This is a genomic window from Streptomyces sp. NPDC107454 (assembly GCF_055582885.1).
In genome coordinates this window covers 129,446-149,947 of record NZ_JBVJPA010000011.1, presented here as the reverse complement: position 1 = coordinate 149,947, position 20,502 = coordinate 129,446, and the positions used below count along the sequence as shown (strand labels likewise).

Sequence of the window (20,502 nt, the reverse complement as noted above, 5' to 3'; positions counted from 1 at the left end):
CGCCCCCATCCTCACGGGTCGTCTCAGGATGCGAGCCGCGCCTTCGGCTTCGAGGCGCCGGGGAGGTGCGGGACGCGGCCAGTGCGCAGATCCCGTACATACGTGCCGGGAACGGTCAGCTCAGGGATTCGTCCAGGAACTCCCTCACGTGGCGCAGGATCCGCTCCCGGTCCGTGCCGCGCAGTCCGATCGCCACATGGATGGAGAAGCCGTCGAGCAGGGCCCGCAGCCGGGCGGCGCAGCGGTCCGGGTCGACCGGCCGGAACTCGCCGCGCGAGACACCCTCGGCGAGCAGCGCGACCAGGTCGCGGTGCCAGGCGCCCTCGATGGCGACCTGCCGCTCACGGGCGGCGTCGTCGGCGTTCTGCGAGCGGTTCCAGACCTCCAGCCAGAGCGTCCAGTGCGGGTCGCGGTGGCCGTCGGGGACGTACAGGTCGACGTACGCGTCGAGCCGCTCACGGGCGGTGCCCCGGGCGGCGAGCAACCGGCCGCGCTCGGCACCGAGCCGCCCCTCGCTCCACTCCAGGGTCTGCAGCAGCAGCTCGTCCTTGGAATGGAAGTAGTAGAGGAGATGACCGCTGCTCATGCCGACCTCGCGGCCGAGCGCCGCCATGGTGAGCTTCTCCAGACCGCGCTCGGCGATCATGTCCATGGCGGCTGCCAGCACGTCCTCGCGCGGAGGCGCGTTCTTCCTCCGCGGCGCGCTGTCCCCTGCCACGTGCGACTCCTGGTTCAGATCCTCGGCTGCTGCTGGGTGATGCAGTGGATGCCACCGCCTCCGGCAAAGATCGTACGTGCGTCCACCAGTGTCACCGTCCGCTCGGGGAAGAGCCTGCGGAAGATGCCCGCCGCGAGCTCGTCGCGCGGGTCGTCGAAGCCGCACAGGACCACGCCGCCGTTGCAGAGGTAGTGGTTGATGTAGGAGTAGTCGGCCCAGTGGCCGTCGGCCTCCAGGATCGTCGGCGCCTGGACCTCGACGACCTCCAGGCGGCGCCCGCGCGCGTCGGTCGCGGCCTTGAGCAGGCCGATGACCTCCTTGGTCACCTCGTGGTCGGGGTGCGCCGGGTCGGGCTGGGAGTGCGCGACCACGACTCCGGGGCGGGCGAAGGCGGCCACGATGTCGACATGGCCGAGCGTGCCGAAGCCGTGCGGGGGGTAGTCGCCGGTCAGCCCGCGCGGCAGCCAGATCGCCTTGCGGGTGCCGAGGTGGGCGTGGATCTCCGTCTCCACCTGCTCGCGCGTCCAGTCGGGGTTGCGCTCGGGGCCGAGCTGCACGGTCTCGGTCAGGAGCACGGTTCCCTCGCCGTCGACGTGGATCGCGCCGCCCTCGTTGACCAGCTTCGAGGCGTACCTCTTCGCCCCCGCGAGGTCCGCGACATACGCGCCGATCCTGGCGTCGTTCTCCCAGCGGGCCCACTCCTGGGCGCCCCAGCCGTTGAACGTCCAGTCCACGGCGGCCAGCTCGCCCTTCCCGTTGGTGAGGAAGGTGGGGCCGATGTCACGCATCCAGGCGTCGTCGAGCTCGCGTTCGACGGTGTCGACGTCCGGGCCGAGCAGCCCGCGGGCCGTCTGCGACTGGCCCGGCCCGCACACGACCGTCACCGGTTCGAACCGGCGGATCGCGCGCGCCACCGCCGCCCAGGCCGCACGCGCCTCGGCGAGGTCGTCGGGGTTGTCGAAGGTCGGGTTGGGGCCCGGCCACGCCATCCAGGTGCGCTCGTGCGGGGTCCACTCTGCGGGCATCCGGAAACCGTCGGCGGCAGGGGTCATGACGTGCACCTTCATCACAGGAAGTAGAGGCGGTTGAGGGAGACCGAGTCGGCGGGCTCGGAGCGCAGCGGGTCGCCGTCGAGGGTGACCAGGCCGGTGCGCTGGTCGACGTCGACGGATCCGGTACGGGAGTTGAGGCGCAGGTCGGCGGGGCCGATCCCGCGGGTGCCGCGCACGGCGACCCGGCGCCGGCGCGTCGGCATGAGGTCATTGCCCTGGTCGAGCGCGGCCTGGGCGACGAAGGCGACCGAGATCTCGGCGGGCGTCGCGCCGTGCGCCCCGAACTGCGGCCCCAGGACGAGCGGTTCGCAGGTGTCGGTGGCGGCGTTGGGGTCGCCGACGACGCCGTACGCCGGGAAGCCGGACTTGAGGACGAGCTGCGGCTTGGCGCCGAAGAACTCCGGGCGCCACAGGACGATGTCGGCGAGCTTGCCGACCTCGATCGAGCCGACCTCGTGGGCGAGTCCGTGCGCGATGGCCGGGTTGATGGTGAGCTTGGCCATGTAGCGCAGGACGCGCTCGTTGTCGTGGTCCACGTCCGCCGGGGCGCCGCGCTCGGCCTTCATCTTTCCGGCCATCGCGAAGGTGCGGCGTACGGTCTCGCCCGCGCGTCCCATGCCCTGCGCGTCCGAGGAGGTGATCCCGATCGCGCCCAGGTCGTGCAGCACGTCCTCGGCGCCCATGGTCCCGGCGCGGATCCGGTCGCGGGCCATGGCCGCGTCGCCGGGCAGGTCGGTCTTCAGGTCGTGGACGGAGACGATCATGCCGTAGTGCTCGGCGACCGCGTCCCGGCCGAAGGGCAGGGTGGGGTTGGTGGAGGAACCGATGACGTTCGGGACCCCCGCCATCTTCAGGACGTTCGGCACGTGACCGCCGCCGCAGCCCTCGATGTGGAAGGCGTGGATGGTCCGGCCTTCGAGGACGCGCAGGGTGTCCTCGACCGACAGGCATTCGTTCAGCCCGTCGCTGTGCAGGGCGACCTGGACGTCGTGCTCCTCGGCGACGCGCAGCGCGGTGTCGAGGGCGCGGGTGTGGGCGCCCATGTCCTCGTGCACCTTGAAGCCGCTCGCGCCGCCCTCGGCCAGGGCCTCGACGAGGGGGGCGGCGTCGGAGGACGAACCCCGGCCCAGGAAGCCGATGTTGACCGGCCAGGCGTCGAAGGCGTTGAAGGCGTGGCGCAGCGCCCAGGGCGAGTTGACGCCGACGCCCCACACCGGCCCGAACTCCTGGCCGATGATCGTGGTGACGCCGGAGGCGAGCGAGGCCTCCATGATGCGCGGCGACAGCAGGTGCACGTGGGTGTCGACGGCTCCGGCGGTGGCGATCAGTCCCTCGCCCGAGACGATCGACGTCCCCGTACCGACCACCACGTCGACCCCGTCGAGGGTGTCGGGGTTCCCGGCCCGCCCGATCGAGCAGATCCGCCCCTCGCGGATGCCGATGGAGACCTTGCGGATCCCCTGGGCCGCGTCGATCACCACTACGTTGCTGATGACGACGTCGCAGGTCTCGCGGACGGCGGCGGCCTTGAGGTGCAGTCCGTCGCGGGCGGTCTTGCCGAAGCCGGCGAGGAACTCGTCGCCGTAGCGCTGGGCGTCGGACTCGACGCGGATGGTCAGCCCGGAGTCACCGAGGCGGACGCGGTCGCCGGCGCGGGGCCCGTGGGTGGCCGCGTACTCGTAAGGATTCATCGCCGCTCAGCTCCCTCGTTCTCCCCGACGTCCCCGGCATCTTCGGTGTCCCCGTTGTTCCCGTTGTTCCCGGTGTCCCCGGCGCCCCCGGCGCCCCCGGCCCCGAGGTATCCGCAGGCGGCGGCCCTGCGCAGGGCCTCTTCCCTGGCCCCGGGCGCGTCCAGCGGCCCGTCGACCAGCCCCGCGAAGCCGATGGCGATCCGCTCACCGCCGATGGGCAGCAGCCCGACCTCGATGCTCTCCCCCGGTCCGAAGCGCACGGAGGACCCGGCGGGGACCGCGAGCCGCATCCCGTAGGCCGCCGCCCGCGGGAAGTCGAGCCGCGGGTTGGTCTCGAAGAAGTGGAAGTGCGAGGTGACGGAGACGGGCACGGTCGCGGTGTTGGTGACCGTCAGCCGGACGACCGCGGTGGGCTCGGCGTGCGCCGGCCCCGGCAGCAGCGCGCCCGGCGCCCGCTCCCCCAGCCCGCCCCCGAGGGGGTCGCTGACGACCGCGAGCCGGGACCCGTCGTCGAAGACGGCCTCGACGTGCACCTCGGTGACGACATCGGCGACGCCCGGCAGGACGTCGTCCGGGCCGAGCACCGCCCGGGCCGCCGCGATCGCCTCGGCGAGCCGGCGCCCGTCCCGGGCCGCCTCGCACACGGTGTCCGCGATGAGGGCGGTCGCCTCGGGAACGTTCAGCCTGAGGCCCCGGGCCCGGCGGGCACGGGCCAGCTCGGCGGCCCCGAAGAGCAGCAGCCGGTCACGTTCCGTGGGGGTCAGTCTCATGTCCGGGCACCTCCTTGCCTTCCTCGATTTAGAGCACCACTCTAAACATGAGATTCATGGAACGGAAACATTGACATCCAGAATCTGGTCACAGACATTGAACGTCGCTCTAACTCTCAGGCGGCCGTCGAAGGAGACCAGCCATGCCGATCGAACAGCGCGGAGTCGACACCATCCCCGACGAGGAACGGACCAGCGGGCCCAAGGACCTCGTCTCGATCCTGCTGGGGTCGAACCTCTGTCTCGGCGTGATCATCTTCGGCTGGCTGCCCCCCTCCTTCGGGCTCGACTGGTGGTCGTCGGTGAGCGCGATCGTGGCGGGCACGGTGATCGGCACGGCGCTCACCGCGCCGCTCGCGCTGGTGTCGCTGCGCACGGCGACGAACCTCTCCACCTCCTCCGGCGCCCAGTTCGGGGTGCGCGGACGGCTGGTCGGCTCGGTCGTCGGGCTGCTGCTCGCCCTCGGCTACACCGCGCTGACCGTCTGGATCGGCGGCGATGTGATGGTGAGCGTGCTCGGCCGCCTGTTCGGGCTGCCGGCGAACGGACTGTCGTACGCCGTCGTGTACGCCGTCCTCGCCGCCGCCACCGTCGCGGGCGCGGTGTACGGCTACCGCGTGCTGCTCGCGATGTCCCGGGTCCTCGCGGTCGGGATGACCGCGCTCCTCGCGCTCGGTGTGCTCGCGTACGCGCCGCACTTCACCACCGCCGCGCTCCCGGACGCCGGCGGCTATCTGCTGGGCTCGTTCTGGCCGACCTGGCTGCTGGCGGCGGTCGCGGCGGGCCTGTCCGGACCGATCGCGTTCATCACCCTGCTCGGCGACTACACGCGCTACATCTCCCCGTCCCGGCACTCCTCCCGCAAGGTCCTGCACGCCACCTGGCTGGGCCTGATCGCCGGGCTGCTGGTGCCGCAGCTCTTCGGCACCTTCACGGCGTACGCCGCCCGCGCGGCCCTCGACTACGCGGGGCCGCTGGTCTCCGCCTCCCCCACCTGGTACCTGGTCCCGCTGCTGCTCGCCGCCTCCGCGGGGTCGGTCGGCAACGCGGGCCTGATGCTGTACTCCATGGGCCTGGACCTGGACGCGATCCTGCCGAAGGCCTCGCGCGCCCGGGCCACCCTCACGGTCGCCGTCGTCGCCACCGTCTGTGTCTTCGTCGGCCACTACGCCTGGAACGCGCAGTCCGCGATGACGTCCTTCGTCCTTCTCCTGACCGCCATCGGCACTCCGTGGGCGGTCATCACCCTGATCGGCTTCGCCCACTGCCGCGGAATCTACGACCCGGACGCCCTCCAGGTCTTCAACCGCCGCTCCCGGGGCGGAATCTACTGGTACCGAGCCGGCTGGAACGTCCAGGCGACGGTGGCCTGGGCACTGGGCGCGTTCGCCGGCCTCCTCGCCGTCTCCCTCCCGTCGTACCAGGGACCGCTGCTGTCCCTCACCGGAGGAGTGGACTGCAGCTTCGTCCTGTCGGGCCTGGTCGGCGGCCTCGTCTACATGGCCCTCTCACCGAAGCGGGCCTCACACCGGATCGAGGCCGGGCAGGAACTGGCTCGCGCCGAAAGCGGGCTTTAGGTCGCTGAACCAGGTGGCGTTCTCGTCGTACACGGCGAAGAACGGGCGGCCCACCAGCTCCGGGTCGCGGGCCTGGATGAGGTGGAGCACGAAGACCTTCTCACCGGCCACCTCCGTGATCCCGTCCACGCACACCTTGCCCGGCATCGCCGACATGACCGGGCCGCGCACGGTCCGCGCGAGGCCTGACACCTGGGCGTAGGCGTCACGGAAGATCTGGTGACCGCGGGCGAGCGGCACCCCGAAGTAGCCCTGCGGGCCGGTGTCCCGCTCCACGAACTGGTAGTAGGGCACCGCCCCCAGCGCTGTCGTCTCGTTCCACAGCCCGGCCCACGCCTCGGCACTGTCGTTGATGCCCCTGACCAGCGGCCCCTGACAGCGGATCACGGCACCCGTGTCACGCACCCGGCGCATCGCCTCCCGCACCACCGGGGGTCGCAGCTCCTGGGGATGGGTGAAGTGGGCCATCAGCGCGAGGTGACGGCCGCTCGCGACGACCTTCTCGAAGAGGCGCAGCACGTCGTCGGCGTCGCGGTCGGTGAGGAAACGGTACGGCCAGAAGGCGAGCGACTTGGTGCCGATGCGGATCGACCGGACCGACTCGATCTCCAGGAGCGGTTCGACATAGCGGCGCAGCACCTCGGTGCTCATCACCATCGGGTCGCCGCCCGTGATGAGCGCGCTGGTGACCTCCGGGTGGGCGCGCAGAAAGGCGGAAGTGGTGGCGATGTCGTCGGTGGCGATGCGCAGGTCGGACTCGCCGACGAACTGGGGCCAGCGGAAGCAGTACGTGCAGTAGGCGTGGCAGGTCTGGCCCTGGCGCGGGAAGATCAGCACCGTCTCCGGGTACTTGTGCTGGAGGCCGGTGAGGCGCCGCCCCTCGTGCACGGGGACGTTGGCGTCGAGCTGGCCGGAGGGATGCGGGTTGAGCTTCATCCGGATCTCGTGGGCCGCGCGCAGGACGTCGGCCTTCGGGGCGTCCCGCGCCAGCAGCTCCGCCATCTGCCTGAGGTCGGGCTCGGGCAGCATCTCGGCCTGCGGGAACGTCAGCCGGAAGATCGGGTCGTCGGGCACGGCCGACCAGTCGATCAGCTCGTCGACCACATAGGTGTTCGTACGGAACGGCAGAACGGCCGCCACGGCCCGCAGGGCGAGTCGCTCGGCGGGCGGCAGGGACACGCGCCGCAGCAGACCGTCCAGGTCACGGGGTGTGAAGGCGCGGAAGCGGGGGCTCGGGTGCGAAGACCGGGAGCTGGTGTCCGGGGACCGGAGGCTCAGGTGCGCGGAGCCGGGTCTCGCGGGCTGAGCGGGGTGGAGCGCTGAACTCATGTGTGCCGGTGCCTCTATTCCCTGACCAGGACCGACGGCCGCAACTCGACGAAGGCGCCCGCCGACGCATCGTACTTCTCCGCGAAGCGCTGCATGAGCAGCCCGTGCAGCTCGCTCTCGTCGTCCACGACGATCAGCTCGTGCGCGCCGGACGCGGTCAAGGCATCGCTGTAGGCGGAGAGTTGATCAAGGCGGTGGCGGGCCATGTACGACACGAGGTCGTGTCCGGCGACGTACAGGCAGTCGTCCACGTAGACGAAGCGGCAGCTGAACGCCCGGCGGCCGTCGGTCGCGTCGACGAGGGTCAGCGGCAGATGGGTGAATCGCTCCATCGGCTTGCTCTGCTGCCACAGTTCGTCGAAGCGTTGTTCGACGAAGGTGCCGAGCGGGGAGTGGACGGCGACCTCCAGCTGGACTCCCTCGCCGGACAGACGCCCGACGGTCAGGAAGGAGACCAGGGAGCGCTCGTCCCAGCGGTAGAGGGTCACGCCGGGGGAGGTGGAGCAGAGGCGTACTTCGAGGAGCTGACGGGCGTTCTCGTCGAGCCGGAGCGCGAACCGGTCCAGCGTGCGCAGGTTGCGCATGATGTCGCGGCGGATGTCGGCGCTCTGCTCGCCCAGTTCACGGCCGCGCAGGATGACCGCGAGGGAGTCGGGGTCGAGGAGGAGGATCTGCACGCGGGCGCCGTGCCCGGTGGCCGCCTTGATGCCGCGGAAGAGGCGCTCGGAGAACTGCGGGCCGAACACGTTGGAGAAGGTGTCGAGGACCTTCACGTTCGAGGTCGAGCCGTAGACCTGGGCGCTGAACCACTCGTAGTCCAGCCGGGTGTGTTCGCGGACCCGGCCCTCCTGGGCGCGGCTGATCAGCGGGCCGATCACGAAGACGGTGACGACGACGCCGACGATGTCGGTGCCCAGGTTGAGGGTGAGGTTCTCCTCGTAGTTGTCCATCCGCGAGCTGCTCCAGAGGAGGAGGGCTGCGACGGCGGCGAGCAGGAGGAGGACGGTGAGGCTCTGGGGGCGGCGCGGGGTGCGTAAGGTGCGCAGCAGCCAGCGCAGTCGTGGTATCGGCGACCCTGCGCTCACCTGCGCTCCCTCCGTGGCCGTGCGGGCACACGGGAGGGCGGCACGCTCCCCCGTGGAATCTGTGGATACCCGTGTCACGGAGCGGCTACGCGTCGAACGAACCGCCGGTCCCCGCACTCCTGTTGGGGAGAGAGGGGCCGGCGGGAGGGTCGTCCTGGGACCTGTCGTCACATTCCCGTCATCACATTCCCGTCGTCCGCCCAAAGGGCGGGCCCTGCGGCGTCAGGTGCGTGCTCTCGGCGTGCCGGGCACAGGCCCTCGTACTGGATGTACCTGGGTCTGCGCCCGGTGCGGCGAAGGGGGTCCCTCCCTGTTCGAGTGAAGCCGAGAACTCGGGGGCGCGTGCAGGGCGTCGCGGGGCAGACGGGAATTCGACGACAGGGCCTAGCCCAGCGGGTGCATCCAGCCGTGCTTGTCCTCGCTGATGCCGCGCTGGATGTCGAGGAGCGCCTCGCGCAGCTTCAGGGTGACCCCGCCGGGTTCGCCGCCGGACTGCTGCCACTCGCCGCCGGCGCGCTTGATCGTGCCGACGGGGGTGATGACGGCGGCGGTGCCGCAGGCGAAGACCTCCGTCAGGGTGCCGTTCTCCGTGTCACGCTGCCACTGGTCGATGGAGACGCGGCCCTCCTCGGAGGTGTAGCCGAGGTCGCGGGCGACGGAGAGGAGGGAGTCGCGGGTGACGCCCTCCAGGATGGAACCGGTCAGGGACGGGGTGATGATCTTGTCGCCGTACACGAAGTACAGGTTCATGCCGCCGAGTTCCTCGACCCACTTGTGCTCGACCGCGTCGAGGTAGCAGACCTGGGCGCAGCCCTTGGCGGCGGCCTCGGCCTGGGCGAGGAGGGAGGCGGCGTAGTTGCCGCCGGTCTTGGCGTCGCCCATGCCGCCGGGCACGGCGCGGACGTGGTCCTCGGAGACCCAGATGGAGACGGGCTTGACTCCGCCTGGGAAGTAGGCGCCTGCCGGGGAGGCGATGACCAGGAAGAGGTACTCGTTGGCGGGCTTCACGCCCAGGCCGACCTCGGTCGCGATCATGAACGGGCGCAGGTAGAGGGACTCCTCGCCGCCGTGCGCCGGGACCCAGTCGCGGTCCTGCTGGACCAGCACGTCACAGGCCTCGATGAACGTCTCCACGGGCAGCTCCGGCATGCCGAGCCGGCGGGCGGAGGCCTGGAAGCGCCGGGCGTTCTTGTCCGGGCGGAAGGTGGCGACGGAACCGTCGGGCTGGCGGTAGGCCTTGAGGCCCTCGAAGATCTCCTGCGCGTAGTGCAGGGTCATGTTCGCGGGGTCGAGGGAGAGCGGGCCGTACGGGACGAGCTGGCCGTCGTGCCAGCCGCGGCCCTCGGTCCACTTGATCGTCACCATGTGGTCGGTGAAGTGGCGGCCGAACCCGGGGTTGGCGAGGATCGCCTCGCGGTCCGCCGCGGAGCGGGGCTGCGAAGAGGGCTTGAGCTCGATCGTGGGCGTCGTCATGTGGTTGTCCTTCACCGGTTGTGTGTGACGGGCCGCGCTCACGCCTGTACTGCCAGTGGCCAGTACTAGGACGTCCGAGCATTCCCTCATTCCCGCGGCTCCGCGTTCGATTATCGCGCGCGCGAAGCCGTGGACGAAACGGGGTGAAGACGGCCCAGGGGTTGCCCAGGGGTTGTTGATGGTGGCACCCGGCGAGGGCATAGGAAAAGCCGCCGGGTGCGGATGCGACCCGGCGGCTCCTACGAGACGTAAGTGGCGCGGCGGGTCAGCCGGCTACTCGTACGGCGAGCGCGTCGCCGATTTCCTCGGTGCTGCGGGCGGGCTTGCCCACGCGCTCGGCGAGGTCGGCCGAGACGGCGTCCTCGATGCGGGCGGCCTCGGCCTCGTAGCCGAGGTGGCGCAGCAGGAGGGCGACGGACAGGACGGTGGCGCTGGGGTCGGCCTTGCCCTGGCCTGCGATGTCGGGCGCCGAACCGTGCACGGGCTCGAACATCGAGGGGAATTCGCCGGAGGGGTTGATGTTCCCGCTCGCGGCGACGCCGATGCCGCCGGAGACGGCCGCGGCGAGGTCGGTGATGATGTCGCCGAAGAGGTTGTCGGTGACGATCACGTCGAAACGCGCGGGGTCCGTGACGAGGTAGATCGTCGCGGCGTCCACGTGGATGTAGTCCGTGGTGACCTCGGGGAACTCCTCGGCCACCTTGTTGAACACGTTCGTCCAGAGGTGACCCGCGAAGGTCAGCACGTTGTTCTTGTGGACCAGCGTCAGCTTCTTGCGCGGGCGGGCCTGGGCGCGGGCGAACGCGTCGCGCACCACCCTCTCCACACCGAACGCCGTGTTGACGGAGACCTCGGTGGCAACCTCGTGCTCGGTGCCCTTGCGGATCGTGCCGCCGTTGCCCGTGTACGGGCCCTCGGTGCCCTCGCGGACCACGACGAAGTCGATCTCCGGCTGGCCGGCCAGCGGGGTGGCGACACCCGGAAGGAGCTTCGACGGACGCAGGTTGACGTGGTGGTCGAAGGCGAAGCGGAGCTTGAGCAGGAAGCCGCGCTCCAGGACGCCGGACGGGACCGAGGGGTCACCGATCGCGCCGAGCAGGATCGCGTCGTGCTGCTTGAGGGCGTCGAGGTCTGCCTCGGTGAGGGTCTCACCGGTGGCGTGGTAGCGCTTGGCCCCGAAGTCGAACTCCTTGGTCTCCAGCTTCACATCCTGCGGAAGGACGGCGGAGAGCACCTTCAGCCCCTGGGCCACGACCTCCTGGCCGATGCCGTCACCGGGGATCACTGCGAGATTGATGCTGCGAGACATGAAGGCACCGTACTCCGTGTCCCATGGAATGACACGGGGTGTCCGCCATCCGGACTGCCTCGGGGTGTCGCGGACCGTTTCGTCGACGTGCGTTCACCCGTACGTATGGCGGGCGTTGGGACATGCTGGGAAGTTCAGCAGCATGGACATTCCCGACTTCGGCATTCCGCAGCAGCTCGCGAGCCGGATGAGCATGGCGGAGCAGTACGAGTACCTGCGTACGAAGCTCACGCGGCGCCGCGCCCTGGTGTCGGCGGGTGCGTTCGCGAGCGGCGGGCTGCTGGCCGGCTGCTCGTCCCCGTCGGGGACGGTGACGCGCGGCTCCGCCCCGGGCACGAGCGTCACCGGGCAGGTGCACGGTTCCGTGGTCACCCCGTTCGGCCGTCACCTCGCCTTCGGCGCCGACCCGAAGACCCAGATGCGGGTCTCCTGGCAGGTACCGCTCGCGGTCCGGAGGCCGTATCTGCGGGTGGGCACGCATCCCGGACAGCTGAGCCGGAAGGTCGGGGCCGAGGTCCGCGCGCTGCACACGCCGGGGGTCGCGGGCGTACGGCTGGCACTGGACCAGTACTACGTGCACGCGGCCCTGGACGGTCTGCGGCCCGGCACGACGTACTACTACGGCGTCGGCCACGACGGCTTCGACCCGGCCTCACCGGCGCACAGCTCGACCGTCGGCTCCTTCCGCACGGCGCCCGTGAACCCGGAGAAGTTCGTGTTCACCGCCTTCGGCGACCAGGGCGTCAGCTCGGCCGCGCTCGCCAACGACAAGGTGCTGCTGCGTCAGAAGCCCGCCTTCCACCTCCACGCGGGTGACATCTGCTACGCGGACGGGACCGGGCGCGGCAAGAAGTCGGACGGGTTCGACCCCGGGTACTGGGACCTGTTCCTCAAGCAGACCGAGCCGGTGGCGAAGTCGGTGCCGTGGATGGTGACGACCGGCAACCACGACATGGAGGCCTGGTACTCGCCGGACGGCTACGGCGGCCAGGCGGCCCGCTTCTCCCTCCCGGACAGCGGCTTCGACCCGCGGACGGCACCGGGCGTCTACTCCTTCACGTACGGCAACGTCGGCGTCGTGGCACTGGACGCGAACGACGTGTCGTACGAGATTCCCGCCAACCAGGGCTACACGGGCGGGAAGCAGACGACGTGGCTGGACAGGAAGCTGGGCGAGCTGCGCTCCTCGGCGGCGGTGGACTTCATCGTGGTCTTCTTCCACCACTGCGCCTATTCGACGTCCGCGCACGCCTCCGACGGCGGGGTGCGCGCGGCGTGGCTGCCGCTGTTCGCCAAGCACCAGGTGGACCTGGTGATCAACGGGCACAACCACGTGTACGAGCGGACGGACGCCGTCAAGAAGGGTGCGGTGGGCCGTGCGGTGCCGGTGGGCGGCTCGACTGACCCGACACGGGACGGGATCGTCTACGTCACCGCGGGCGGCGGCGGCAAGGATCTGTACGGCTTCCCGTCGGGCGTGAAGGACAGCTACGAGGGGCACGTCGCCCGCCACGAGTCCGTGAACAGCTTCCACTGGACCAAGTCGCAGGACCAGCAGCGGGAGACGGTGGAGTGGTCCCGGGTGCGGTACGCCGGCTTCTCCTTCCTCTCGGTGGAGGCGGAGGCGGGCACGACGCCCCGGCTCAAGGTGTCGGCGCTCGCGGAGAGCGGCAGGCGCATCGACCACTTCGAGGTGCGGCGCGATGGCTGAGCGCACGGCGGCGGCTGAGTGCTCCGAGGTGCGGCACGGGGCGTGGACCCCGCACCGCACCCCGTGCGGGTGCGGCTCCCGGTAAAGGGGTGGTGCGGTGCGGGCGGGTCAGTGACCCGTCTCGCCGCCGTTGTCCCTGCGGTCGAGGGCGCGCTGGAGCGCGGCTGCCGCGTTCCTGCGGTCGGACTCGCTCGTACGGGAAACGTGGCGGACTCGGCGGACGGTCGTCTCGGCCATGATGAATCGACTCCTTACCTCCGGGAAGCGGCCCGCATGGGACCACCGGAAGTGCGATGAGGGATACGAGACGCCGGGGGCGGGGAGCGGTGCCGCAGGGGTTGCCTGCCAGGGGCTCCGGCTCACGACCGCCATTCGCTGGGTCTAGCGAGACGTTCGGCTCCTACAAAACTAAGCGAGGAAGGGGCATCTGTCTCCACAGTTACTCGGACTTCCTACTATCTGAGACGGTGGATTGGGTCACACGGCTCTGAGCTGGGACAACAGTGCGCGCGGCATCGCCGGCCGCCGGCCGCTGAGGCCGACCGAACGGGCGACACCGGAGAGCACCGCGACGACCGCGATCACCGCGACCGGCGTCCCCCGCGTGAACAGCGCGCAGGCTGCGGTGGTGACCGCGAGCCCGAGCATGGAGAGAATTGATCCTACCTCTGATGCGGTCGTACGCCTTGACAGGCACATTGTGCACCTTCACTCTCACAATCATCGGATGACTACAGGAGATGACTGCGAGAAGGAGGGTTCCTGATGTCGGTCCAGTTACGGGCCCGCACCATCGTGTTGACGCTCTGTTCCACCCTGCTCGCCACGGCGGTGGCGGCGCTCCCCGCCCGCGCCGAGGAGACGGCGCGGGCCGCCTGGGAGGTGAAGGGGCCGCACGGCTCCCCGACGGCGGTCGTCGCGCTCGATCGGACCGACGGACATCCCACGCTCGCCGTGAGACGCGAGGGCAGAACGGTCCTGGAGCCCTCCCCCCTCGGCCTGGTCACCGAACAGACCGACTTCTCCCGGGGGTTGACCCTCACCGGACGCTCCCAGCGCACGATCACCGAGCACTACACGAGCCCGACCGGCAAGTCCCGCGACCGTGTCGCCCGCATGACCGAGGCCCGCTTCCGCTTCCGCACCGCCGACGGCGCCCGGCTCGACCTGGTGACACGGGTCGCCCGCGACGGCGTCGCCTACCGCTACGTCCTGCCGCGGAATCACGGCAACGTACTGCGCGAGGCCTCCGCCTTCACCCTCCCCACCGGCGCGAACGCCCTCCTCGGCGGCTACCGCGCCGACAACGAGCTCCGCTTCACCCGCTACGACTCCGCGGCGGCGGTGCCGGCGGGCGCGTACATGATGCAGGGCCTGTTCAGGACGGACGGGGGCAACGGCGCCGCCGCCGACGGCGACTACGCCCTGATCGCCGAGTCGGACGTCGACGGCACCTACGCGGGGGCCCACCTGACGCACACCGCGGACTCGTCGACGTACGGGCTGAGTCTCTGGAACGACGAGCCGATCCTGACGACAGGCCCGCTCACCACCCCCTGGCGCGCGATCATCACCGGTGATCTCGCGACCGTCACCCAGTCGACCTTCGTCGACGACCTCGCCCCGGCGTCCCGGGTCCGCGACACCTCCTGGATCAAGCCGGGCCCGGCGCTGTGGACCTGGCTGGCGGGCGGCAAGGAGGCGGGGCAGAGCCTGGCCGCGCAGGAGAAGTACGTGGACTACGCGGCCGAGCGCGGTTGGCCGTACGAAGTGGTGGACGCGGGCTGGTACTTCAAGACCGACGCCTGGGACGTGATCGATCCCCAGTGGCAGACGGACAGCTGGATGCCGGAGCTGGTGCGCTACGCGGCGGCCAAGGGCGTGGGCATCCACGTCTGGCTGCACTACAGCCTGCTCACCGATCCCGTCGAGCGCGAGAAGTGGCTTTCCACGCTGGCGCGCTGGGGCGTCAAGGGCGTGAAGATCGACTTCATGGACTCGGAGTCCCAGGAGCGGATGCGCTGGTACGACGACGTGCTGGAGTCCACGGCCCGCCACCACCTCATGGTGAACTTCCACGGCTCGACGATCCCCAAGGGCATCCAGCGCACCTGGCCGCAGGTCATGTCGATGGAGGGGGTCGGCGGCGAGGAGAAGCGCAACAACACGGCGGAGCAGCTGGCCTCGCTCCCCTTCACCCGCAATGTCATCGGCTCCATGGACTTCACCCCGGGCGCCTTCCACCGCCCGTACCGTCCGAACGTCGCCTCGGACGCCGGTGAGCTGGGCCTGAGCGTCCTGTACGAGTCCGGGATCCAGAACCTCTCCGGCACCCCGGAGTCCTACGACGCGCGGCCCGAGGCCCGCCGCTATCTGGAGCAGCTTCCCGCCCGCTGGGAGGAGACCCGGCTGCTGACCGGCGATCCGGGCCGCTCGGCGGTCCTCGCCCGGCGCGCCGCCGACGGCCGGTGGTTCATCGGCGGCACGTTCACGGGCGCGGCCCGCACGGTCGACGTACCGCTGCGGCTGGGTGCGGGCCGCTGGCTGGTGGAGACCCTGACGGACGGTCCGTCGGGCCTGGTGCGCGAGACGCACGTCGTCCGGGGCGACAGCACGCTGGCCGTACCCGTCGTGGCGGACGGCGGCTTCGCGGCGCTCGCCTGTCGCGCCCACGAAGGCCGTACGACCTGCGAGAACTGACCCGCCGAAGCCACCCACCGCTCCCCTGGCCCCGAACGGGGTCGGGGGAGCCGTTCGTGCACGGCGACCGCCGACGGCTGAGCGGCGGATCGCCCACACGACTGATCCTCCGCGCGGCATGCGACATCGGGCTCCGGCAGGGGGAACGGTGACGTCATGAGCGACACGACCAAAGCACTGCTCGAGGGCGGCCCGGACGATCTGCCCGAGCGGATCGTCCCGGTCCCGCCCCCTGGAACGGACGTGAAGATCGAGCTGCGCGGTGGATACGAACACTTCAGGGCGACCCCACGGCAGGCGGACACTCCGGAGGGCAGGCTGCCCGTGTACGAGTGGTGGGAGCGGACGGAGTTCGCCGGGTAACGCCACCTCCGCCGCGGCGAGGGACGGCGGCTCACCGCAACGCCGCCGTCACCGCCTCCCGAAAACCCCTCGGGTCCTCGGGTCCTTCCCCGCTCGGCGTCGAAGGCCGGTCCACGAACTCGGCGGACCACTGCAGCACCGCACGCTCCCGTTCCGCCGCCTCGGGGCGTACCGGACGGCCCGTCAACTCACGCCAGCGGGCCAGGCGTTCGGGGCGCTCACCGAGCCGGGCGACGAGGTTCGCCCTGAAACCGTCGAACCAGTCGGAGTCGGGTCCGACCCCACGAATGGCCGAGAAGCGTCATCCGCTCCAGCCCGAAGTGCCGCCGTACGGCCTCCAGGTCGGCGACGAACCGCTCGCTCGTCCAGGGCCCGGCGCACGGCCCCGGCCGTCCGCGACCGCGCTGGTCCCAGCGGTGGACGGCGGCCCGGTCCGTCAGTGATCCGGCCACGTCCTCGAACATGTCCCACAGGCCGGGGCCATGGGGAAATTCTGCCCGCAGACGCCCGGACATGGAGACGGGCCGGGAAGCCTGCTCGGGGGGTCGGGCTTCCCGGCCCGGGTTCGGTAGGGCTGATCAGCCCATGTGCGGGTACGCGTAGTCGGTCGGCGGGACCAGGGTCTCCTTGATGGCGCGGGTCAGCGTCCAGCGCATCAGGTTCTGCGGGGCGCCCGCCTTGTCGTTGGTGCCGGAGGCACGGCCGCCGCCGAAGGGCTGCTGGCCGACGACGGCACCGGTCGACTTGTCGTTGATGTAGAAGTTGCCCGCGGCGTAGCGGAGCTTCTCCATCGTGTACGCGGCCGCCGCGCGGTCGCCGGAGATGACCGCGCCGGTGAGCGCGTAGTCGGACGCCGACTCCATCTGGGTCAGCATCTCGTCGTACTTGTCGTCCTCGTAGACGTGCACGGCGAGGAAGGGGCCGAAGTACTCGGTCGTGAAGACCTCGTTCTCCGGGTCCGAGCACTCGACGACGGTCGGGCGCACGAAGTAGCCGACCGAGTCGTCGTACGAGCCGCCCGCGACGATCGTGCAGGTCGGGTCGGCCTTCGCGCGGTCGATGGCCGCCTTGTTCTTGGCGAACGCGCGCTCGTCGATGACCGCGCCGATGAAGTTCGACAGGTCGGTGACGTCACCCATGGTCAGGTAGTCGACCTCGGCCGCGAACTCCTCCTTGAAACCGGAGTTCCAGATGGAGGCCGGGATGTAGGCGCGGGAGCTCGCCGAGCACTTCTGGCCCTGGTACTCGAAGGAACCGCGGGTCAGGGCGGTCTTGAGGACCGCGCGGTCCGCCGACGGGTGGGCGACCACGAAGTCCTTGCCGCCGGTCTCGCCGACCAGACGCGGGTAGGAGCGGTACTTCTCGATGTTGTTGCCGACCGTCTTCCACAGGTACTGGAAGGTCTTGGTCGAGCCGGTGAAGTGGATGCCGGCGAGGTCGCGGTGCTCCAGGGCGACCTTGGAGACCTCGATGCCGTCGCCGGTGACGAGGTTGATGACGCCCTTGGGCAGGCCCGCCTCCTCCAGGAGCCGCATCAGCAGCACGGCGGCGTGGGTCTGTGTCGGGGACGGCTTCCACACGACGACGTTGCCCATGAGCGCCGGAGCGGTGGGCAGGTTGCCCGCGATCGCCGTGAAGTTGAAGGGCGTGATCGCGTAGACGAAGCCCTCCAGCGGACGGTGGTCCATGCGGTTCCACACGCCCGGGGAGTTCGCCGGCGGCTGCTCGGCGAGGATCTGGCGGGCGTAGTGGACGTTGAAGCGCCAGAAGTCGACGAGCTCGCAGGGGGTGTCGATCTCGGCCTGCTGGGCGGTCTTCGACTGGCCGAGCATGGTGGAGGCGGCCAGCGTCTCGCGCCAGGGGCCGGCCAGCAGCTCGGCGGCGCGCAGGATGATCGCGGCGCGGTCGTCGAAGGACATCGCGCGCCAGGCGGGCGCGGCGGCGAGGGCCGCGTCGATGGCGTCCTGCGCGTCCTGCTGGGTGGCGTGCGCGCCGGTGCCGATGACGGCCTTGTGGTTGTGCGGCTGCACGACCTCGAAGCGCTCACCGCCGCCGAGCCGCTTCTCACCGCCGATGGTCATCGACAGCTCGATCGGGTTCTCCGCCAGCTCCTTGAGCTTGGCCTCCAGGCGGGCGCGCTCGGGCGAACCGGGGGCGTAGCCGTGCACCGGCTCGTTGACGGGGGTGGGGACCTGGGTCACAGCGTCCATGATTTCCGTAACTCCTTTATGAGCGGGTGGTTCGGGCTCGGCCCGTGGATCAGCCCTTGGTGAGGATCGAGCGGGCGAAGAAGAGGAGGTTGGCCGGCTTCTCGGCCAGGCGGCGCATGAAGTAGCCGTACCAGTCGGTGCCGTACGCGGTGTACACCCGCATGCGGTGGCCCTCGGCGGCGAGCCGCAGGTGCTCCTCGCCACGGATGCCGTACAGCATCTGGAACTCGTACTCGTCCAGCTTGCGCCCGGCCTTGCGCGCCAGCTCCTGGGCTATGGAGATGAGGCGCGGGTCGTGGGACCCGATCATCGGGTACCCCTCGCCCTCCATCAGGACGCGCAGGACACGGACGTACGCCTTGTCGGTCTCGGCCTTGTCCTGGTACGCGACCTCGGCGGGCTCCTTGTAGGCGCCCTTCACCAGGCGGACGCGGCTGCCGCTCGCGGCGAGGCGGCGGGCGTCGGCCTCGGTGCGGTACAGGTAGGCCTGGATGACGCAGCCGGTCTGCGGGAAGTCCTTCCGCAGCTCCTCGTGGATGGCGAACATCGAGTCGAGGGTGGTGTGGTCCTCGGCGTCCAGGGTGACGGTGGTGCCGATGGCGGCGGCGGCCTCGACGACGGGGCGCACGTTGGCGAGGGCCAGCTCGTGGCCGCCCTCCAGGGCCTGCCCGAACATCGACAGCTTGATCGACATCTCGGCCTTGGTGCCGAGGTCCAGCTCCTTCAGGTGCTCGATGAGCTCCAGGTACGCGTCCCGGGCGGCGAAGGCCTGCTCGCGGGTGGTGATGTCCTCGCCGACGACGTCGAGGGTGACTTCCAGACCCTTGGCGACGGCGTCCCGGACGACCGGAACGACCTGGTCGACGCTCTCACCGGCGATGAAACGGGCGACCACCTGCTTGGTGCCGGGCGCCGCCGACACGAAGCGGCGCATCCGGTCGCTGCGCGACGCGGCGAGAATCACGGGACCCAGCACGGGGCACCTCCACAACAAGGCGAGCAGAAGGCCGTATCCCGACCATTCGGGTACGGCACGGAGAACCACCGTGAAACCTAAGGATCCCTCCGATCCTGAGCCATCGACAGCTGTCACGCATCCGTGCCCTGGATCTCAGACAGATGTATGAAGGGCTGCGGAATTGCGGGAGAATGCCCGGGTGAGCGACGAACACAGGGATCACAGAGAGCCCCGGGATCACCGGGAGCACCGAGATCACCGTGGCGACCACGGCGGCTATCAGGAGCTGGTCGACGAGATCTCGGCGCTCCTCGGCGTGCCCGCGACGCTGGAGAACCGGGACTTCGAGCTGATCGCCTTCGGCGCCTACGACAGCGAGGGCGAGCTCGACCCGTCGGCCCTGGACCCCGTGCGGACCCGCTCGATCCTCACCCGTCGCTCCACGGCGGCGGTCCGCACCTGGTTCGAGGGCTTCGGCATCACGCGCGCGACGGCCCCCGTACACATCCCGCCCACCCCGGAGGCGGGCGTGTACCGGGGCCGGATCTGTCTGCCGGTACGCCATCGGGGTGTCGTCCTCGGCTATGTCTGGCTGCTGGAGGACGACCCCGGCCCGTCCGAGGCGCAGCTCTCCGCGGCGATGGAGGTCGCCGCCCGCATCGGCGATCTGCTCGCGGACGAGGCACAGGCGGGCGCGGACCTCACCCGCGAGCTGCGGGCGGTCCTGACCGCCGAGCGCGGCTGGCAGCGGGACATGGCGGTGGCCGAGCTGCGCACCGCCCTCGGCCCGCGCGGCGACGGCCTGCACGCGGTGGTGTGCGTCGCCCCCTGGCCCTCCGCCGACCCGGACGACGCCCCTTCGGTCCGTACGGTGCCGGGCGCGACCGCGCTGTGCACGGTGCCGTGGGGGGCCACCGGCCAGAGCCTGGCCCTTCTCGTACGGCTGCGCTCGGCGGACGTACTGACTCCGGCACTCACGGCGGCGACCCGCTTCGTACGGGAGGCGGACGGGGAGCGCGGGGGTGCGCAGGGAACGGCGAAGGGTGCCGGGACGACCGTGGCCGCCGGCGTCGCGGGGGCCCGGGTGGGTCTCGCCGAGCTGGGGGCGGCCTGGCAGGAGGCGTCCGCCGCCGCCCGCGCGGTCCTCGCGGAGCCGCGCCTCGGCCCGGTCGCCGAGTGGGCCTCCATCGGCCCGTTCCGTCTCCTCACGGCCCTGCCCCCGGAGGCGGCCCACGACCCGGTCGTCCGCACCCTCCTCTCCCCCGCGCACCGCGAACTCGCCCGCACCGCCGAGGTGTTCCTCGACTGCGCGGGTCAGGCGGGGCGCACGGCGGCGGAGTTGGGCATCCACCGGCAGACCCTCTACTACCGCCTGTCCCGCGTCGAGCAGCTGACCGGCCTCGACCTGGACGACGGCGAGGACCGCCTGCTGCTGCACATGGCGTTGAAGGGGGCGCGACTGTAACGACGGTGGCCCTGCGCAAGGCCGTCACCGGGCAACTCGCCGACCTGGCGGCCCTCGTGGGAGCCACGGACGTCGAGTACGGCGAGACGGT

The 20,502-nt window shown here is 70.8% G+C and carries 18 protein-coding genes; 5 read left to right on the top strand and 13 right to left on the bottom strand.

Going from position 1 to position 20,502, the window contains the following annotated elements:
* Window positions 1-115 precede the first annotated feature (115 nt).
* The 4 genes from ACZ69M_RS28105 to ureA form a co-directional block, all read right to left on the bottom strand.
* Window positions 116-652 carry a TetR/AcrR family transcriptional regulator gene (locus ACZ69M_RS28105; RefSeq protein ID WP_079065152.1) on the bottom strand — a complete coding sequence of 179 codons (537 nt, stop codon included), beginning with the start codon at window positions 650-652 and terminating at the stop codon, window positions 116-118.
* 80 nt (window positions 653-732) lie between these two features.
* Window positions 733-1,770: an agmatine deiminase family protein gene (locus ACZ69M_RS28100; protein WP_470054082.1), complete on the bottom strand. Its 1,038-nt coding sequence runs from the start codon at window positions 1,768-1,770 to the stop codon at window positions 733-735.
* Between the two features lie 14 nt (window positions 1,771-1,784).
* On the bottom strand, window positions 1,785-3,461 hold the full coding sequence (locus tag ACZ69M_RS28095; protein ID WP_095852443.1) for an urease subunit alpha: 1,677 nt from the start codon (window positions 3,459-3,461) through the stop codon (window positions 1,785-1,787).
* Entirely contained in the window at window positions 3,458-4,231 is a 774-nt protein-coding gene (ureA, locus tag ACZ69M_RS28090; RefSeq protein WP_470054080.1) for an urease subunit gamma, read from the bottom strand. The genes ACZ69M_RS28095 and ureA overlap by 4 nt, the downstream gene beginning before the upstream one ends.
* A 143-nt stretch (window positions 4,232-4,374) precedes the next feature.
* Between ureA and ACZ69M_RS28085 the strand changes: the two genes are divergently transcribed.
* Complete coding sequence (locus ACZ69M_RS28085) at window positions 4,375-5,808, top strand: cytosine permease (protein ID WP_470054078.1); 1,434 nt, start codon at window positions 4,375-4,377, stop codon at window positions 5,806-5,808.
* On the opposite strand, the gene ACZ69M_RS28080 is transcribed toward ACZ69M_RS28085, so the two are convergent.
* The 4 genes from ACZ69M_RS28080 to ACZ69M_RS28065 form a co-directional block, all read right to left on the bottom strand.
* On the bottom strand, window positions 5,755-7,137 hold the full coding sequence (locus tag ACZ69M_RS28080; protein WP_470054076.1) for a KamA family radical SAM protein: 1,383 nt from the start codon (window positions 7,135-7,137) through the stop codon (window positions 5,755-5,757). The genes ACZ69M_RS28085 and ACZ69M_RS28080 overlap by 54 nt on opposite strands.
* A gap of 14 nt (window positions 7,138-7,151) precedes the next feature.
* Window positions 7,152-8,222, bottom strand: a complete 1,071-nt coding sequence (locus ACZ69M_RS28075; protein WP_470054074.1) for a hypothetical protein — start codon at window positions 8,220-8,222, stop codon at window positions 7,152-7,154.
* 384 nt (window positions 8,223-8,606) lie between these two features.
* Window positions 8,607-9,695, bottom strand: coding sequence for a branched-chain amino acid aminotransferase (locus tag ACZ69M_RS28070; RefSeq protein ID WP_470054072.1), 1,089 nt, complete (start codon window positions 9,693-9,695; stop codon window positions 8,607-8,609).
* A gap of 265 nt (window positions 9,696-9,960) precedes the next feature.
* A complete protein-coding gene (locus ACZ69M_RS28065) occupies window positions 9,961-11,004 on the bottom strand; it encodes a 3-isopropylmalate dehydrogenase (protein WP_054234560.1) in 1,044 nt (347 codons plus the stop codon).
* 142 nt (window positions 11,005-11,146) lie between these two features.
* Here ACZ69M_RS28065 and ACZ69M_RS28060 point away from each other — a divergent pair, with 142 nt between their 5' ends.
* Window positions 11,147-12,715: a purple acid phosphatase family protein gene (locus ACZ69M_RS28060; RefSeq protein ID WP_470054069.1), complete on the top strand. Its 1,569-nt coding sequence runs from the start codon at window positions 11,147-11,149 to the stop codon at window positions 12,713-12,715.
* A 108-nt stretch (window positions 12,716-12,823) separates the two neighbouring features.
* Here ACZ69M_RS28060 and ACZ69M_RS28055 read toward each other — a convergent pair whose 3' ends face one another.
* Window positions 12,824-12,952, bottom strand: coding sequence for a hypothetical protein (locus tag ACZ69M_RS28055; RefSeq protein ID WP_352049372.1), 129 nt, complete (start codon window positions 12,950-12,952; stop codon window positions 12,824-12,826).
* Window positions 12,953-13,192: 240 nt separating this feature from the next.
* The gene (locus tag ACZ69M_RS28050; RefSeq protein ID WP_470054067.1) at window positions 13,193-13,363 is read right to left on the bottom strand and encodes a hypothetical protein; all 171 of its coding nucleotides are present in this window, start codon (window positions 13,361-13,363) and stop codon (window positions 13,193-13,195) included.
* A gap of 117 nt (window positions 13,364-13,480) precedes the next feature.
* Between ACZ69M_RS28050 and ACZ69M_RS28045 the strand changes: the two genes are divergently transcribed.
* Window positions 13,481-15,415, top strand: coding sequence for a glycoside hydrolase family 97 protein (locus ACZ69M_RS28045; RefSeq protein ID WP_470054066.1), 1,935 nt, complete (start codon window positions 13,481-13,483; stop codon window positions 15,413-15,415).
* A gap of 156 nt (window positions 15,416-15,571) precedes the next feature.
* On the top strand, window positions 15,572-15,778 hold the full coding sequence (locus tag ACZ69M_RS28040; RefSeq protein WP_054234564.1) for a DUF5988 family protein: 207 nt from the start codon (window positions 15,572-15,574) through the stop codon (window positions 15,776-15,778).
* Window positions 15,779-15,996: 218 nt separating this feature from the next.
* Here ACZ69M_RS28040 and ACZ69M_RS28035 read toward each other — a convergent pair whose 3' ends face one another.
* The 3 genes from ACZ69M_RS28035 to ACZ69M_RS28025 form a co-directional block, all read right to left on the bottom strand.
* Window positions 15,997-16,242, bottom strand: coding sequence for an alpha/beta fold hydrolase (locus ACZ69M_RS28035; RefSeq protein ID WP_470054064.1), 246 nt, complete (start codon window positions 16,240-16,242; stop codon window positions 15,997-15,999).
* A 114-nt stretch (window positions 16,243-16,356) separates the two neighbouring features.
* The gene (gene pruA / locus ACZ69M_RS28030; RefSeq protein ID WP_470054062.1) at window positions 16,357-17,988 is read right to left on the bottom strand and encodes an L-glutamate gamma-semialdehyde dehydrogenase; all 1,632 of its coding nucleotides are present in this window, start codon (window positions 17,986-17,988) and stop codon (window positions 16,357-16,359) included.
* Window positions 17,989-18,037: 49 nt separating this feature from the next.
* Window positions 18,038-18,964 (bottom strand): proline dehydrogenase family protein, encoded by a 927-nt coding sequence (locus ACZ69M_RS28025; protein WP_470054060.1) that lies wholly within the window; start codon window positions 18,962-18,964, stop codon window positions 18,038-18,040.
* Between the two features lie 163 nt (window positions 18,965-19,127).
* Between ACZ69M_RS28025 and ACZ69M_RS28020 the strand changes: the two genes are divergently transcribed.
* Window positions 19,128-20,411: a PucR family transcriptional regulator gene (locus ACZ69M_RS28020; protein ID WP_470054058.1), complete on the top strand. Its 1,284-nt coding sequence runs from the start codon at window positions 19,128-19,130 to the stop codon at window positions 20,409-20,411.
* Window positions 20,412-20,502: the final 91 nt, after the last annotated feature.

Bases quoted from the DNA above. Each gene is read 5' to 3' on its own strand.
- ACZ69M_RS28035 (WP_470054064.1), bottom strand. From the start codon at position 16,242: ATGTTCGAGGACGTGGCCGGATCACTGACGGACCGGGCCGCCGTCCAC.
- ACZ69M_RS28080 (WP_470054076.1), bottom strand. From the start codon at position 7,137: ATGAGTTCAGCGCTCCACCCCGCTCAGCCCGCGAGACCCGGCTCCGCG.
- ureA (WP_470054080.1), bottom strand. From the start codon at position 4,231: ATGAGACTGACCCCCACGGAACGTGACCGGCTGCTGCTCTTCGGGGCC.
- ACZ69M_RS28100 (WP_470054082.1), bottom strand. From the start codon at position 1,770: ATGACCCCTGCCGCCGACGGTTTCCGGATGCCCGCAGAGTGGACCCCG.
- ACZ69M_RS28070 (WP_470054072.1), bottom strand. From the start codon at position 9,695: ATGACGACGCCCACGATCGAGCTCAAGCCCTCTTCGCAGCCCCGCTCC.
- ACZ69M_RS28105 (WP_079065152.1), bottom strand. From the start codon at position 652: ATGGACATGATCGCCGAGCGCGGTCTGGAGAAGCTCACCATGGCGGCG.
- ACZ69M_RS28095 (WP_095852443.1), bottom strand. From the start codon at position 3,461: ATGAATCCTTACGAGTACGCGGCCACCCACGGGCCCCGCGCCGGCGAC.
- ACZ69M_RS28040 (WP_054234564.1), top strand. From the start codon at position 15,572: ATGAGCGACACGACCAAAGCACTGCTCGAGGGCGGCCCGGACGATCTG.
- ACZ69M_RS28055 (WP_352049372.1), bottom strand. From the start codon at position 12,952: ATGGCCGAGACGACCGTCCGCCGAGTCCGCCACGTTTCCCGTACGAGC.
- ACZ69M_RS28065 (WP_054234560.1), bottom strand. From the start codon at position 11,004: ATGTCTCGCAGCATCAATCTCGCAGTGATCCCCGGTGACGGCATCGGC.
- pruA (WP_470054062.1), bottom strand. From the start codon at position 17,988: ATGGACGCTGTGACCCAGGTCCCCACCCCCGTCAACGAGCCGGTGCAC.
- ACZ69M_RS28060 (WP_470054069.1), top strand. From the start codon at position 11,147: ATGGACATTCCCGACTTCGGCATTCCGCAGCAGCTCGCGAGCCGGATG.
- ACZ69M_RS28050 (WP_470054067.1), bottom strand. From the start codon at position 13,363: ATGCTCGGGCTCGCGGTCACCACCGCAGCCTGCGCGCTGTTCACGCGG.
- ACZ69M_RS28085 (WP_470054078.1), top strand. From the start codon at position 4,375: ATGCCGATCGAACAGCGCGGAGTCGACACCATCCCCGACGAGGAACGG.
- ACZ69M_RS28045 (WP_470054066.1), top strand. From the start codon at position 13,481: ATGTCGGTCCAGTTACGGGCCCGCACCATCGTGTTGACGCTCTGTTCC.